Annotated in this window: 14 protein-coding genes; 10 read left to right on the forward strand and 4 right to left on the reverse strand. The window is 63.5% G+C overall.

The window, feature by feature from the left end; all coding sequences use genetic code 11:
• Nucleotides 1-104: 104 nt before the first annotated feature.
• The 3 genes from ACSQ26_RS20830 to ACSQ26_RS20840 form a co-directional block, all read right to left on the reverse strand.
• Nucleotides 105-788: an isochorismatase family protein gene (locus ACSQ26_RS20830; protein ID WP_436012242.1), complete on the reverse strand. Its 684-nt coding sequence runs from the start codon at nucleotides 786-788 to the stop codon at nucleotides 105-107.
• On the reverse strand, nucleotides 788-2089 hold the full coding sequence (locus ACSQ26_RS20835; RefSeq protein WP_436012244.1) for a M24 family metallopeptidase: 1302 nt from the start codon (nucleotides 2087-2089) through the stop codon (nucleotides 788-790). The genes ACSQ26_RS20830 and ACSQ26_RS20835 overlap by 1 nt, the downstream gene beginning before the upstream one ends.
• A gap of 80 nt (nucleotides 2090-2169) precedes the next feature.
• Nucleotides 2170-3078, reverse strand: a complete 909-nt coding sequence (locus tag ACSQ26_RS20840; RefSeq protein ID WP_436015382.1) for a GlxA family transcriptional regulator — start codon at nucleotides 3076-3078, stop codon at nucleotides 2170-2172.
• Between the two features lie 183 nt (nucleotides 3079-3261).
• On the opposite strand from ACSQ26_RS20840, the gene ACSQ26_RS20845 reads away from it, so the two are divergent.
• On the forward strand, nucleotides 3262-3684 hold the full coding sequence (locus ACSQ26_RS20845) for a VOC family protein (protein WP_436012246.1): 423 nt from the start codon (nucleotides 3262-3264) through the stop codon (nucleotides 3682-3684).
• A gap of 62 nt (nucleotides 3685-3746) precedes the next feature.
• Here the strand turns inward: ACSQ26_RS20845 and ACSQ26_RS20850 are convergent, their stop codons facing one another.
• On the reverse strand, nucleotides 3747-4103 hold the full coding sequence (locus ACSQ26_RS20850; protein ID WP_436012248.1) for a RidA family protein: 357 nt from the start codon (nucleotides 4101-4103) through the stop codon (nucleotides 3747-3749).
• A 121-nt stretch (nucleotides 4104-4224) separates the two neighbouring features.
• Between ACSQ26_RS20850 and ACSQ26_RS20855 the strand changes: the two genes are divergently transcribed.
• From ACSQ26_RS20855 to ACSQ26_RS20895, 9 genes are all read left to right on the forward strand, one after another.
• The gene (locus tag ACSQ26_RS20855; protein ID WP_436012250.1) at nucleotides 4225-4899 is read left to right on the forward strand and encodes an HAD-IA family hydrolase; all 675 of its coding nucleotides are present in this window, start codon (nucleotides 4225-4227) and stop codon (nucleotides 4897-4899) included.
• A gap of 185 nt (nucleotides 4900-5084) precedes the next feature.
• Nucleotides 5085-6218: a transporter substrate-binding protein gene (locus tag ACSQ26_RS20860; RefSeq protein WP_436012252.1), complete on the forward strand. Its 1134-nt coding sequence runs from the start codon at nucleotides 5085-5087 to the stop codon at nucleotides 6216-6218.
• Nucleotides 6215-6796 carry an ANTAR domain-containing response regulator gene (locus tag ACSQ26_RS20865; protein ID WP_436012254.1) on the forward strand — a complete coding sequence of 194 codons (582 nt, stop codon included), beginning with the start codon at nucleotides 6215-6217 and terminating at the stop codon, nucleotides 6794-6796. The genes ACSQ26_RS20860 and ACSQ26_RS20865 overlap by 4 nt, the downstream gene beginning before the upstream one ends.
• A complete protein-coding gene (locus ACSQ26_RS20870) occupies nucleotides 6796-7644 on the forward strand; it encodes an ABC transporter permease (RefSeq protein WP_436012256.1) in 849 nt (282 codons plus the stop codon). Before ACSQ26_RS20865 ends, ACSQ26_RS20870 begins: the two co-directional genes overlap by 1 nt.
• Nucleotides 7644-8564: an ABC transporter permease gene (locus ACSQ26_RS20875; RefSeq protein ID WP_436012258.1), complete on the forward strand. Its 921-nt coding sequence runs from the start codon at nucleotides 7644-7646 to the stop codon at nucleotides 8562-8564. Before ACSQ26_RS20870 ends, ACSQ26_RS20875 begins: the two co-directional genes overlap by 1 nt.
• Nucleotides 8565-8592: 28 nt before the next feature.
• Nucleotides 8593-10194: an ABC transporter substrate-binding protein gene (locus ACSQ26_RS20880; RefSeq protein WP_436012260.1), complete on the forward strand. Its 1602-nt coding sequence runs from the start codon at nucleotides 8593-8595 to the stop codon at nucleotides 10192-10194.
• A gap of 167 nt (nucleotides 10195-10361) precedes the next feature.
• Nucleotides 10362-11306 carry an acetamidase/formamidase family protein gene (locus ACSQ26_RS20885; RefSeq protein ID WP_436012262.1) on the forward strand — a complete coding sequence of 315 codons (945 nt, stop codon included), beginning with the start codon at nucleotides 10362-10364 and terminating at the stop codon, nucleotides 11304-11306.
• Nucleotides 11303-12985: an ABC transporter ATP-binding protein gene (locus ACSQ26_RS20890; protein WP_436012264.1), complete on the forward strand. Its 1683-nt coding sequence runs from the start codon at nucleotides 11303-11305 to the stop codon at nucleotides 12983-12985. The genes ACSQ26_RS20885 and ACSQ26_RS20890 overlap by 4 nt, the downstream gene beginning before the upstream one ends.
• 100 nt (nucleotides 12986-13085) lie before the next feature.
• The gene (locus tag ACSQ26_RS20895; RefSeq protein ID WP_436012266.1) at nucleotides 13086-13316 is read left to right on the forward strand and encodes a hypothetical protein; all 231 of its coding nucleotides are present in this window, start codon (nucleotides 13086-13088) and stop codon (nucleotides 13314-13316) included.
• Nucleotides 13317-13473 lie beyond the last annotated feature (157 nt).

The raw sequence follows: 13473 nt of genomic DNA on the forward strand, positions 1-13473 counted from the left end.
GGATTTGCTGCAGCGGTTTTAAACCGGCAGCCGCATACAAAGCCGCCAGCCTTGCCTGTGGCAAAGCTGGCGGAGGTGGTCAGTCGGGGAGAGACTGAAACTGGTCAGAGGTTGGCATAGAGGCTGGGCGCATCCTCCAGAGTGAAACGGAATGGCACCGGCTTGGTGCTGCGCCAGACGGTTGCGGTGGCGCCGTGAAGCAGGACCTCGGCGCGCTCCGTGTCGGCGACGCCGCCGCCATAGAGGCGGTTGGCGAGATTGAGAATGCCGACCTGGTGCATGGCCTGGGTGCCCGAGGTGCAGGCGTCCTTGACGAGCAGGACCCGGAAACCGCCTGATATGGCATCGCGGACACTGGCTGCCACACAGGCCTCGGTCCAGACACCTGCGATCACCAGCCATTCCACGCCCTTGGCTTCAAGGCGCGATTGGAGAGAGCCCTCCTCGAAGGCCGAGGCGTCGTTCTTGCTGAGCACGATCTCCCCATCGATCGGCGCGACCTCGTGACAGATGGCGACGAGTAGGCTGTCGCTGCGGCTGAAGGACGGGCCTCCGTCCGCATCAAGCGGCTCGAAGGGACGTGGCGGGCGTATGTCGAAATCCCTGACATAAGCGGCGTGGAAGACGCTGACGCCACTGGCGCGCGCGGCAGCCAGCAGCCGGGCGGAATTGGCGAGCACCTTGTCGAGATCGGCCGCCATGGAAAGCGGCTCCGAGCGCTGCTCATCCTGCAGGTCAATGATCAGCAGCGCGGTCTTCAGCGGATCGAGGGTCAGTTCGGCATGCATCAGGGATTTCCAAGCAGGTCGTCTTCGAAGGGGAAACGCGAGATCAGCGCGCCGCCGGTTTCGGTGACGAGCACCTCCTCCTCGAGCTTGACGCCCTCACGGCCGCCCTTCTCGCCGATATAGCTCTCGACAGAGACCACCATGCCCGGTACCAGATGACCCTCGCGGCCATAGGTCTCGAAATCCATCGCATGCGCGATGAACGGCGTCTCGCCATGCATGCCGACGCCGTGCATGACCGAGGTGTAGCGCTGGTCGACGAAGCGGTCGGGGATCTTCCAGGCCTTGTCGGCGATCTCGCGGAACTCCATGCCCGGCTTGATCAGGTCGATATTGTGCTGAACCTGGTCGTAGGACATGCGGTAGAGCATCTTCTGGTAATCGGTCGGGCGGCCGGGGCCGCAGCGGAAGGTGCGGGAGAAATCCGAGTAATAGCCGTAGCAGCCGATCGTATCGGTATCGAGCGCCACCAGTTCGCCGGGACGCAACTTGCGGCCGGAGGCCTCGTTGAACCATGGGTTGGTGCGCTGGCCGGAAGTCAGCAGCCGGGTCTCGATGAATTCGCCGCCCTGGCGGATCACTTCGCCATACATGACCGCGAAGAGTTCGTTTTCGCTGATGCCGGGCTTGATCGCGTCACGGACGGCGGAGACGGCAGCTTCTGCGCCGGCCATGGAGACCTGCAGGCACTTGACTTCCTGGGGCGTCTTGACGGCGCGGACGGCGAGGATTTCGCCCTGGATATCGCGGACCTCCAGCCCCTCGGCTTCGAGTGCGAGCGCCTGGAGATGGGTCGAGCGATCCATCCCGATCTTCTTGTTGCCGGGCGACTGCTTGCGCATGAGATCGGCGATTTCCCGCGCGAAAGGTGCGGCGGTGGACTCGTCCTTGCCGGAGACCGAGGACCAGACGAGCTTGGAGGGCCGCGCCTCGTCGATCGTCTCCAATGCGGTCGAGACGTGATAGCTCTGCGGGTAATCGAAGAGCGTGATCGGGCCTTCGGCTGGGATGAAGATGTAGCGGGTGGAATTCCGGAGGAAATAGCCGAACATGTTGCGCGTGCCGGTGGCATAGCGCTGGTTATAGGGATCGAACAGGATGACGCCGCCGTAATCGGAGGCCTTCAGCCAGGCGCGCACCTTGGCCAGACGTTCCTGCCGGAGCTGATAGGCGTCGATAGCCGACGGCTCGGTGTCGGAGAGCCACATGCCGTTCGACGGATCTTCCGCCATCGGATGGCGCATCCGGTCTTGCCAATCGACATCATCGACGCGGTCTGGATCAAAAACGACTATGGACATGCTGGCACCTCATCAATTGCCACCGACTATAGCGTCGCGGCTGCCCCGCATTGTGCAGGAAACCGCAGCGAATGTGCCGCCTATCGATCTCCGACAATGCGCCGGACCTGGCCCGGCGTCTTGCCATAGACCGTCCGGAAGGCGCGGACGAAAGCCGAGAAACTCTGGTAGCCGCTCGCCAGTCCGATCTCCCGCACCGACATGGCGGAATGCTCGAGCAGGTCGCGGGCGCGCTGCAATTTCATGCGCTTGAAATATTCCGCTGGCAAGAGACCGACCTCGGCGCGAAAGGCGCGCTCCAGCCGTTCGATGGTGACACCCAGCCTGTCGGCGACAGTCGAGATCAGCACCTGCCCCTCCCCGCCCGCCTCGAGTTGGGCCACCGCATCGAGCACGAGATCATCGCGGATGCCGGTGCGCAGGCGAAGCTGCAGCCGTTCGCGATCGGTCGAGGCGCGGATGCGGTCGTGCACAAACCACTCCGCCACGCCACGACAGAGCGCCTCGCCGTGGTGGCGGCTTATGAGATCGAGCATCATGTCGAAGGCGCCGATGCCGCCCGCCGAGGTAAAGCGCGTCCGGTCGATCACATAGATATCGCGCACCAGCTTGACCTCGGGAAAGGCTTCGGCGAAGGCCGGCTGGCTCTGCCAGTGCAGGGTACAGGCATAACCATCGAGCAGGCCGGCGCGGCCGAGATAGAAAGCACCATCGGCAACGCTGCCGAGATGGGCGCCGTTGCGGAGGTTCTTGCGGATCCAGTTGAGCGGCTGCGGTGCCTGGAGGCGATCGGCATCGCCGCCGGAGCAGACGACGATGTAATCGGCCGCCGGTGCGGTATAGGCCGAGTAATCCGGTGTCACGGCGATGCCGCTCGACGCCCGGATGATGCCCTTTTCACCGCCGACGATCGACCATTCGTAGAGCGTCTCGCCGGACAGCTTGTTGGCGGCGCGCAGTGGTTCGATGACCGACGAGAAGGCCATCATCGGGAAATCCGGGAAGATCAGGATGGCGAAGCTGCGTGTCACGAAATGGCCAGCGTGAAAGTGTCTATGGTCGTTAAGAACATAAACACGAAAAAAACTTCCCGCCATATGTCGGATCGCGTCATGCGGATGCGTCCTTGGCTCAGCCCGTGCAGATCGGGCCAGCGATCAGAGGAGACGATCATGAACGAAGCAACGCAGATGGAAATGGCGCCGCTGCCGAAAACACTCGGCGGCCTTGTCGCCTATGTGACTGTTGATGGCACCCGCAAGGCGGCCGAATTCTACAAGGTGGCATTCGGCGCCGAGGAAAAATACTGCGTGCCGCCGGATGACAAGGGGCGCACGATGCATCTGCATCTCTACATCAACGGCAGTTCGCTGATGATGTCGGATCCCTATCCGGAATACGGCCATCCGTTCAAGGGCCATGAGGGCTTCGCGCTGCAGCTCGTCGTCGAGGACATTGATTTCTGGTGGGACCGGGCCGTGAAGGCAGGCGCCGAAGTGGTAATGCCGGTCGAGAAGATGTTCTGGGGCGACCGCTACGGCCAGCTTCGCGATCCGTTCGGCATCATCTGGGGCCTGAACGAGACGCCGGCCTGAGCAGATTTTCTTCCAGATAAAGTCGGGCCGCTGTGACGCGGCCCGACTTGCATTTTGCGCTATCAAGCGCCGGTGGCGGCGATAATGCCGATCTCGACAGTGTATTGCGGGCCGGCGAGCTTGGATTCTACGGTGGCGCGGCCCGGGGCCTGGCCGGCGGGCAGCCATGCTTCCCAGACCGGGTTCATCTCGTCGAAGGTCGACATGTCGGCGAGCCAGATGGTGGCCGAGAGAAGGCGGGTCTTGTCGGAGCCGGCACGCGCCAGGAGCGCGTCGATGTTCTTGAGGACGTCGGCGGTCTGCTCGGCGACCGAGGCGCCGGGCGCACCGGAGGCGACCTGGCCGGCGAGGAATACGAAGCCGTTATAGACCACGGCCTGGCTCATGCGGCTGCCGGGGTCGAAGCGCTGGATGTTCATGGAATTCTCCCACAAAAGAATTGTCGATCGGCATCGCGGTGACGCCCTTTGGCGCGACCTCGTGGCTTGACGAGGCCGCATGCTGGCTGCCATCTCACATCCCTTCAAGAGGAACAAGCCTTTGACCGACCAGCCTACCATTTTCCGCAAATCCTATGCCGCCTTCCTGTTCGACATGGACGGAACGCTGCTCAGCTCGATCGCCGCCGCGGAGCGGGTGTGGAGCATCTGGGCGAGCAAGCATGGCATCGATGTCGAAAAATTTTTGCCGACGATGCACGGCGTGCGAGCCGAGGACACGATCCGCAAACAGAACCTGGCCGGCATCGACGTGGCCAAGGAAGTGGCCTGGGTGATGCAGGCCGAGATCGACGATGTCGATGGCGTCGTGGCGATCGATGGTATTCTGGAACTTCTCAATGCGCTGCCGCAAGACCGCTGGTCGATCGTGACATCGGCGACGAAGGAACTGGCGGCTGCGCGGCTGGCGGCTGCGGGGATCGCGATGCCGAAGCATATCGTCACCGCCGAGGACGTGAAGCGCGGCAAGCCGGCGCCGGATTGCTTTCTGCTCGCGGCGGAGCGGCTGGGCGTCAAGGCGAGCGACTGCCTGATCTTCGAGGATGCGCCGGCCGGGATCGCGGCGGCCGAGGCTGCGGGCGCGGACGTGATGGTGATCACCGCCACCCATGGTCATCCCATGGAAACACAGCATGCGACGACCGGCGACTATGTCGGCATCACGATCTCGACCGGGGACAACGGCCAGTTGACGGTGGAGCGGCGCGTCGAATAGCATTGCTGAGAGAGCAGCCTATTTCGCTTGACACCCGGCGAATGTCTGTATTTTAATCACGCCTGCGGATTAGGCAAAATGTCATCCGCGATCACATGACTTTGATAGTCGCAGGGCAGTTTCGCCCCATGACGCCCCGCGCTTCGCGGGCCAGCGTCGTGGGGCTTTTCGTATTTGGAAGTTGGATGAGCGAACCGCTGAAGATCGGCATTCTCTATTCCACCACCGGGCCTTACGGCTCGATGGGGCGGGATGCGCGTGACGGTGCGGAATTCGCGATCGAGGAATTCGCCAAGCGGTCGGACCGGTTGATCGAGCCGGTCTTCTTCGACCCGCATGCCAGTCTCGAAGCCTATCTCAAGGGCGCGCGACACCTGCTGCGAGAGGGCTGCCGGCATATCGTCGGCACGATCACCTCGGCTGCCCGCAAGGAAGTCATCCCGCTGGTCGAGAAGCATGACGGGTTGCTCTGGTACATGTGCCCGTATGAGGGGTTCGAGGCCAACGAGAATGTCATCTATCTCGGCGGCTGCCCCAACCAGCATCTGATCCCGGCCTTCGAATACCTGATCCCGCGTTACGGCGCGCGGCCGTATCTGACCGGCGCCAATTATGTCTGGGGCTGGGAGATGAACCGGCTGGCGCGCGAACTTATCGCCAATGCCGGCGGCGAGGTGCTTGGCGAGCGCTACCTGCCGCTCGAAGAAACCGCCGTGGAGCGGATCATCGCCGAGATCGCCGAGCGGCGGCCGAGCTTCGTGCTCAACAACCTGATCGGGCCATCGAGCTATGCCTTTCTCGAAGCGATGAAGGTGCTCGGCGACCGGGACCCGACCTTCCGGCCCGAGAACTGCCCTGTCGTCAGCTGCGACCTGATGGAATGCGAGCTCGACGACATCGCGGCTGGTTCCGCCTTGGGCCAGCTTTGCGCGGCCTCCTATTTCGACAATCTCGACACGCCGGAGAATCGCGAATTCAAGGCGCGGGCGGCGCTTCGTCATGGACGCGAGCGGCGGATTTCGAGCGTCTTTGCCAGCGCCTATACCGCTGTCGATCTGTGCATCGGGGCGATCGTGGCGGCCGGCAGCGACGACCCGCAGGCGGTGCGCCGCGAGGTTCATGCGCGGCAGTGGCCATCGCTGTTCGGCCCGCTCGATGTGGATGGCGTCACCAACCATGCCGCCCTGCCCTTCCATCTCGGCCGTATCAATGGCGATAACGGCTTCGACGTGATCGCCTCGCGACCGGCGCTTGCAGCAGACCCATACCTCACCAGCCGGGGCACACAGATGCCCGCGAAGCTGAGGGTGGTGTCATGAACCGGACACCGAATTTCACCGGCTGGCATGCCGTAATCCTGCACCGAGAGGACGCCAATACCGAGCGCCTAACGCGCCAACTCGGCCTGCTCGGGATCAAGGCGACGCGGCAATGGGAGCCACTGGCGAGCTGGGACGGCGCTGATATCGTGCTCGTCGACGCCGACCAGGGCTGGGATGATCTGCTGCCCGGCGAGGGCGACGCACCCTATCGGCCGCTTGTAGCTTTACTCGGCTCCGAAGCGCCGGGCCGTATTGCCTGGGCGATGAAACAGGGCGCGAGTGCGATCATCCCGAAGCCGGTCGCCGCCTCGGCGGTCTACCCGGCGCTTGTCATGGCGGTGTCGATCCACGAGGAGCGAAAGGCGGTGGCCGAGCGGCTGCAATATCTCGAGGAGCGAGTGCGGATGCGGCCGCTGGTCCATGCAGCGGTGGAAAAGCTGATGGCGGCGCGCGGGCTCGACGAAGAGCGCGCCTATGCGATACTCCGCGACTGCGCCATGCAGCGGCGGCTCTCCATGGAGCAGGTGGCCGCGATTTTCCTCGGTGGGGCGGAACCTCTACCGGAGGTCGGCTGATGGGCGTGGTGCGCTCTTTGCTGCGCCAGCCTGCCGCGCTTTTTGGCCTCGCGGTGGTGGTGATCGTTGTGGTGCTGGCGCTCGCCGCGCCCTTGATCGCGCCGTTCAATCCGGATGAGCAGATGTTCGACGGGCTGACGCTCGAAGGCGCGCCAATGCCGCCGGGCGGGCAGTTCATGCTGGGGACCGATACGCTCGGCCGCGATCTGTTCTCCCGGCTTCTCTATGGCGCGCGGACCTCGCTGATCATCGGGCTGGTGGCGAATGGCATCGCGGTGGCGATCGGGCTGACGGTCGGCATCATTGCCGGCTACATGCGCGGGCTGGCCGGCAATATATTGATGCGCTTCACCGACCTGATGATGGCCTTTCCGGCGCTGCTGCTGGCGATCGTGCTGGCGGCGATGCTGAGGCCCAGCCTGTGGATCGTCGCCATGGTGATCGCGCTTGTGAACTGGGTGCAGGTGGCGCGGATCGTCTATACCGAGACGCGCGGGCTTGTGGAGCGTGATTTCATCCTGGCGCAGCGTTCACTCGGCGCCGGGCACGCGCGCATCCTGTTCCTGCATATCCTGCCGCATCTTATCCCGACCGCGATCGTCTGGGGTACGCTCGGCATTGCCACGACCGTGCTGCTGGAAGCCACCCTCTCCTTCCTCGGCATCGGCGTGCAGCCGCCGCAGCCGAGCTGGGGCAATATCATCTTCGAGAGCCAGAGCTATTTCCAGGCGGCGCCCTGGCTGGTGTTCTTCCCCGGACTGGTGATCCTGCTGACCGCCCTCGCCTTCAATCTCGTCGGCGATGCGCTGCGCGATATCCTCGATCCCACCCAGCGCGGGAGGGGCTGATGGCGATGCTGCTGCTCCAGCGCGTGGCACAAGCGCTGCTAATCCTGCTCGGTGTGGCGGCGATCACTTTCGTGCTGCTTTATGCGTTGCCGGCCGACCCGGCCCGGATGCTCGCGGGCCGCAGCGCCACGGCGCAGACGGTGGCCTCGATCCGCCATCAGCTCGGGCTCGATCAGCCGCTGCTGATGCAGTTCTGGAATTATCTCTCGGGCCTGTTGCAGGGCAATCTCGGCCGCTCCTATGCGCAGAAGACCGAGGTCTGGACGTTGATCGTGGCCCGCCTGCCGGCGACGCTGACTCTGATGGCCGCCGGCATCTTCGTCGAAGTGGTGCTTGGTGTCACCTTCGGCACGATCGCGGCCGTCAAGCGCGGAAGCTTCGTCGACCGGCTGGTGATGATGGCATCCTTCGTCGGTGTCTCGGCGCCGCAATTCGTCGCCGCGCTGCTGCTGCTCTATCTCTTTGCCGTCACGCTCGGCTGGTTTCCGATGAGCGGCTACGGTACGTTTTCCCATATCGTGCTGCCGGCGGCAACACTCGGCATTCTCGGCGCCGGCTGGTATGCGCGCATGGTGCGCTCGGCGATGATCGACGTGCTGAACCAGGACTATGTCCGCACCGCCCGCGCCAAGGGGCTCTCCTCGGCGCGGATCATCTTCCGCCACGCGCTGCCCAACGCCATCCTGCCCATCATCGCCATGATCGGCATCGATATCGGCCAGTTCATGGGCGGCGTGGTGGTGGTCGAGGCGGTTTATGGCTGGCCCGGCATCGGCCAGCTTGCCTGGCAGGCGATCCAGCAGGTCGACATTCCCATCATCATGGGCGTGACGCTGACCTCGGCGCTCGCGATCGTGACAGGCAATCTTATCGCAGACCTCATCGCGCCGGTCATCGACCCGCGCATCCGTACCACCTGACAGCAGCAACCAAAGAAGGGGAACAACAATGTTCAAACGCTGGTTACTCGGAACGACAACCGCCCTGGTGATGGCACTTTCGCCATTCGCCGCAATGGCCGAAGGCAAGGACATCATCGTCACCTACAAGGACGATATCACCACGCTCGACCCCGCCATCGGATACGACTGGGTGAACTGGTCGATGATCAAGAGCCTCTATTCGCGGCTGATGGACTATGAGCCGGGCACCGCCAACCTCGTGCCGTCGCTGGCCGAAAGCTTCGAGGTGGCGCCGGATGGCCTGACCTATACGTTCAAGCTGCGCAAGGGCGTGAAATTCTCGAACGGCCGCGAGGTTGTGGCGTCGGATGTGAAATACTCGATCGAGCGCGCGGTCGATCCGAAGACGCAGGGACCCGGCGCCGGTTTCTTCGGCGCGATCAACGGCTTTGCGGAACTGACATCAGGCAAGGCGACCGACCTTCCCGGCATCGAAACGCCCGACGATTCCACCGTGATCTTCAAGCTCTCGCGGCCGGACGCGACCTTCCTGCACGTGCTGGCGATCAACTTCGCCTCCGTCGTGCCGAAAGAGGCGGTCGAGGCTGCCGGCGGCGATTTCGGCAAGAAGCCGGTCGGGTCGGGCACGTTCGTGCTGAAGGACTGGACCATCGGCCAGAAACTCGTGTTCGAAAAGAACCCGAACTACTATGTCGCCGATGTGCCGAAGGTCGACAGCTTCACCGTCGAAGTCGGCCAGGAGCCGCTCGTTGCACTGCTGCGGCTGCAGAAGGGCGAGGTCGATATCGCCGGCGACGGCATACCGCCGGCAAAATTCCTCGAGATCAAGAACTCGGCCGATGGCGCGCAGATGATCGTCGATGGCGAGCAGTTGCACACCGGCTATGTGACGCTGAACGTCAAGGTGAAGCCCTTCGACAACCTGAAGGTCCGCCAGGCGGTCAACCATGCGATCAACAAGGAGCGCATCGTGCGCATCCTCAACGGCCGCGCGACGCCCGCCAAGGAAGTGCTGCCGCCGCTGATGCCGGGCTATGACAAGGATTATGCCGGTTACGAGTATAGCGTGGAGAAAGCCAAGGCGTTGCTGGCAGAGGCCGGCCTGCCGGATGGCTTCGAGACGGTGCTTTATTCGACCAACACCGATCCGCAACCACGCATCGCGCAGGCAATCCAGCAGGATCTCGCGGCGATCGGCGTCAAGGCCGAAATCCGCGCGCTGGCACAGGGTAACGTGATCGCCGCCGGCGGCACCGAGGGCGAAGCGCCGATGATCTGGTCGGGCGGCATGGCATGGATCGCCGACTTCCCCGATCCGTCCAACTTCTACGGCCCGATCCTCGGCTGCGGCGGTGCAGTACAGGGCGGCTGGAACTGGTCGTGGTATTGCAACGCCGACCTCGACAAGCGCGCGGTCGCAGCGGACTCGATGTCCGATCCGGCGAAAGTTAGCGAACGCATCGAAGCGTGGAAGGGCATCTTCACCGACGCGATGAAGGATGCGCCCTGGATCCCGGTCACCAACGAGCGCCGCGTCGTCGCCAAGTCGCTCCGCATGGGCGGTGCCGATAATATCTATATCGATCCGACCCGCGTCATCAATTACGACGCGATTTTCGTGAAGTAAGGAAACGTGCTGGGTGAGGCTTGCCCCTCACCCTAGCCCTCTCCCCGCAAGCGGGGAGAGGGGACGATAGAGGCACCGACATCGCCCCAAGTCCCTTCTCCCCGCCATCGCGGGGAGAAGGTGCCGGCAGGCGGATGAGGGGCAGCGACAATCTCCGGAGCATCCAAATGTGCAGCATCTGCAACCACACGATCCATCAGGCCCAGCATAATTTCGGCTGGAACCGCGATTTCCCACCGGCTCTGACGGCCAAGCCCGGCGAGACGATCCTCTTCGAATGCATGGATTCCTCGGGCGGACAGTTGGGGGCGGATGCCACGCTGGCGACGCTGGCCAATCTCGATTTCGCCAAGATCAATCCGGTCACCGGGCCGGTCTATGTCGAGGGCGCGCAGCCAGGTGATGCGCTGAAGGTGACGATCAACAAGTTCCATCCCTCGGGCGTCGGCTGGACAGCCAATATTCCCGGATTCGGCCTGCTGGCCGATCAGTTCAAGGATCCGGCGCTGCATGTGTGGACCTATGACACGGTGTCGATGGCGCCTTCCGCCTATGGCCCCGGCGGCAAGGTGCCGCTGAAGCCCTTTGCCGGCACGATCGGTGTTGCGCCTGCCGAGCCGGGTCTGCATTCGGTCGTTCCGCCCCGCCGGGTCGGCGGCAACATGGATATCCGCGATTTGACGGCGGGGGTGACACTCTATCTGCCGATAGAGGTGGAAGGCGCGCTGTTCTCGGTCGGTGACACCCATGCCGCCCAGGGCGACGGCGAGGTCTGCGGCACGGCGATCGAAAGCCAGATGAATGTCGAGCTGACGCTCGATCTGGTGAAGGGCGCCAACCTCAAGACGCCGCGCTTTACCACAACCGAGCCGGTGACACGGCATCTCGATGGCATGGGCTACGAGGTGACGACCGGCATCGGCCCCGACCTGATGACCGGCGCGCGCGAAGCGGTGATGCGGATGATCGACCTACTGACATCCGAACACGGCTATAGCGCGGTCGATGCCTATATGCTGTGCTCGGTCTGCGGAGACCTCCGGATCAGCGAAATCGTCGACATGCCGAACTGGGTGGTGTCGTTCTACTTCCCGAGGATCGTGCTGGCGTGACGGAAGCAATGCCCGCCGGAATGCCGGTGCTCAAGGTAGACAGACTGAGCGTCGATGCACGGACGCCCCAGGGCCGCAAACCCGTGATCGAGGACATCGGCTTCGAGCTCAATGCTGGCGAAACTCTCTGCATTGCCGGCGAAAGCGGGTCGGGCAAATCCGTGACCTCGCTGTCGATCATGGGGTTGCTGCCGAAGGCATCGCTGCAGATCGCGTCGGGCTCGATCCGGCTCGACGGCCGGGAACTGACGAAACTCTCCAACAGCGCGATGCGGCATGTGCGCGGTGGAGAGGCCGCGATGATCTTCCAGGAACCGATGACATCGCTCAACCCGGTGATGAGCATCGGCGCGCAGCTGACCGAGGCGATCCGCGAGCACCAGAGCTCTAGGGACGCCGAGGCGATCGCACTCGACATGCTGGACAAGGTGCAGATCACGGAAGCGGCGCGGCGGCTGAAGCAATATCCGCATGAACTCTCCGGCGGCATGCGCCAGCGGGTGATGATCGCCATGGCACTATCCTGCCGGCCCAAGGTGCTGATCGCCGATGAGCCGACCACGGCGCTCGACGTGACGGTGCAGGCGCAGATCCTGACGCTGATGTGCGAATTGAAGGCTGAATTCGGCACGTCGATCATCCTGATCACCCATGACATGGGCGTGGTGGCCGAGATGGCCGACCGGGTGGTGATCATGCAGAACGGCCGGATCGTCGAACAGGGGCCGTCGATGGAAATCTTCGGCCATCCGCACGAACTCTATACGCGGCAGCTGCTGGCCGCGGTGCCGAGGCTCGGCGCGCATGCCGGAACAGATGGGCCACCGCGGGTGTCGAAATCGGAGATCCATTTGCCGACACCAGGCAAGACGCCAGTGTTGAACGTGCGCGACCTCGGCGTGACCTATGGCGGCGGAACCGGATTTCTATTCAAGCGCAAGGCGGGTGCCGCATCGGTCATGGATGTCTCATTCGACATCATGCCCGGAGAGACGATGGGCCTTGTCGGTGAAAGCGGTTCGGGCAAATCCACGACGGGCAAGGCCGTGCTGGGGCTGATACCCTTTTCCGGCGCTGTGCAGATCGACGGCCGCAGCATTGCCGGCCTCGGCCAGCGTGAAATGAAGCCGGTGCGGCGCGCGGCGCAGATGATCTTCCAGGACCCCTACGCCTCGCTCGATCCGCGGATGTCGGTCGGCAAGGCGGTGGCGGAGCCGCTGGTGATCCACGACATCGGCAACAAAACGGAACGGCAGGATCGCGTCGCCGAACTGCTGCGTCGTGTCGGCCTGACGCCGGATGCGGCGAGCCGCTATCCGCATGAATTCTCCGGCGGCCAGCGGCAGCGCATCTGCATTGCGCGGGCCTTGGCGCTGGAGCCGAAGCTGATCGTTGCCGATGAGAGTGTCGCAGCGCTCGATGTATCGGTGCGCGCCCGCGTGCTCGACCTGATGCTGGAACTGCAGGAGACGATGGGGCTCGCCTATCTCTTCATCTCGCACGACATGGCTGTCATCGAGCGCATGTCGCACAAGGTGGCGGTGATGCGCGCCGGGCGGATCGTGGAATCCGGCACCCGGCGGGAGATTTTCGAGAGCCCGCGCGAGGACTATACCAAGGCGCTGATGGCCGCCGTGCCGATCCCCGATCCGGCGGCCTATCGCCGATCCGCAGTCTGACAGGGCACTCTCGCGAGCCATTCTTACCGGAACAACCATGCCAACCACACGTTACCCCGCGCATGTGCAAAGCCGCATGTCGCGGCGCGAGGAGGCAGGCATGAACGATTCCCCGAAAGAATTTCTTGCCGCGTGGCGAGAGAGTTTCATCGACCAGCAGACCGTCGAGCCCGACGACCTCGACGCACTGATGGCGGAATTGCTGGAGGATGCCGACGAAGACGGCGTATCGCGCGAGGAACTCGAGAAGGCTGCACATGGTGACCTGCGCGGCTATCTGCTGACGGCAATCCGGGCGCGCAGCCGGGAGCTGCATGCTTCGGCAGAGTAAGCCAGAACTAACCTATTCTGAAACAAGCTCCCGAGGCAACTCGGGAGTTTTTGCGTTTCCCGCTACCGCAATCCGGGTAGATTTCTCCACTATTGATCGCAGATTGCCAAATCCTGTAGCAATTGATACAGATCCTGCGTCCACAGTCAGCCATCCG

The organism is Rhizobium sp. LjRoot254 (assembly GCF_964254105.1).
Lineage (GTDB): Bacteria > Pseudomonadota > Alphaproteobacteria > Rhizobiales > Rhizobiaceae > Rhizobium_E.

Excerpts from the sequence above, each read along its gene's own strand:
- ACSQ26_RS20830 (WP_436012242.1), bottom strand. The coding sequence starts at position 788 with ATGCATGCCGAACTGACCCTCGATCCGCTGAAGACCGCGCTGCTGATC.
- ACSQ26_RS20835 (WP_436012244.1), bottom strand. The coding sequence starts at position 2,089 with ATGTCCATAGTCGTTTTTGATCCAGACCGCGTCGATGATGTCGATTGG.
- ACSQ26_RS20840 (WP_436015382.1), bottom strand. The coding sequence starts at position 3,078 with ATGATGGCCTTCTCGTCGGTCATCGAACCACTGCGCGCCGCCAACAAG.
- ACSQ26_RS20845 (WP_436012246.1), top strand. The coding sequence starts at position 3,262 with ATGAACGAAGCAACGCAGATGGAAATGGCGCCGCTGCCGAAAACACTC.
- ACSQ26_RS20850 (WP_436012248.1), bottom strand. The coding sequence starts at position 4,103 with ATGAACATCCAGCGCTTCGACCCCGGCAGCCGCATGAGCCAGGCCGTG.
- ACSQ26_RS20860 (WP_436012252.1), top strand. The coding sequence starts at position 5,085 with ATGAGCGAACCGCTGAAGATCGGCATTCTCTATTCCACCACCGGGCCT.
- ACSQ26_RS20865 (WP_436012254.1), top strand. The coding sequence starts at position 6,215 with ATGAACCGGACACCGAATTTCACCGGCTGGCATGCCGTAATCCTGCAC.
- ACSQ26_RS20870 (WP_436012256.1), top strand. The coding sequence starts at position 6,796 with ATGGGCGTGGTGCGCTCTTTGCTGCGCCAGCCTGCCGCGCTTTTTGGC.
- ACSQ26_RS20875 (WP_436012258.1), top strand. The coding sequence starts at position 7,644 with ATGGCGATGCTGCTGCTCCAGCGCGTGGCACAAGCGCTGCTAATCCTG.
- ACSQ26_RS20880 (WP_436012260.1), top strand. The coding sequence starts at position 8,593 with ATGTTCAAACGCTGGTTACTCGGAACGACAACCGCCCTGGTGATGGCA.
- ACSQ26_RS20885 (WP_436012262.1), top strand. The coding sequence starts at position 10,362 with ATGTGCAGCATCTGCAACCACACGATCCATCAGGCCCAGCATAATTTC.
- ACSQ26_RS20895 (WP_436012266.1), top strand. The coding sequence starts at position 13,086 with ATGAACGATTCCCCGAAAGAATTTCTTGCCGCGTGGCGAGAGAGTTTC.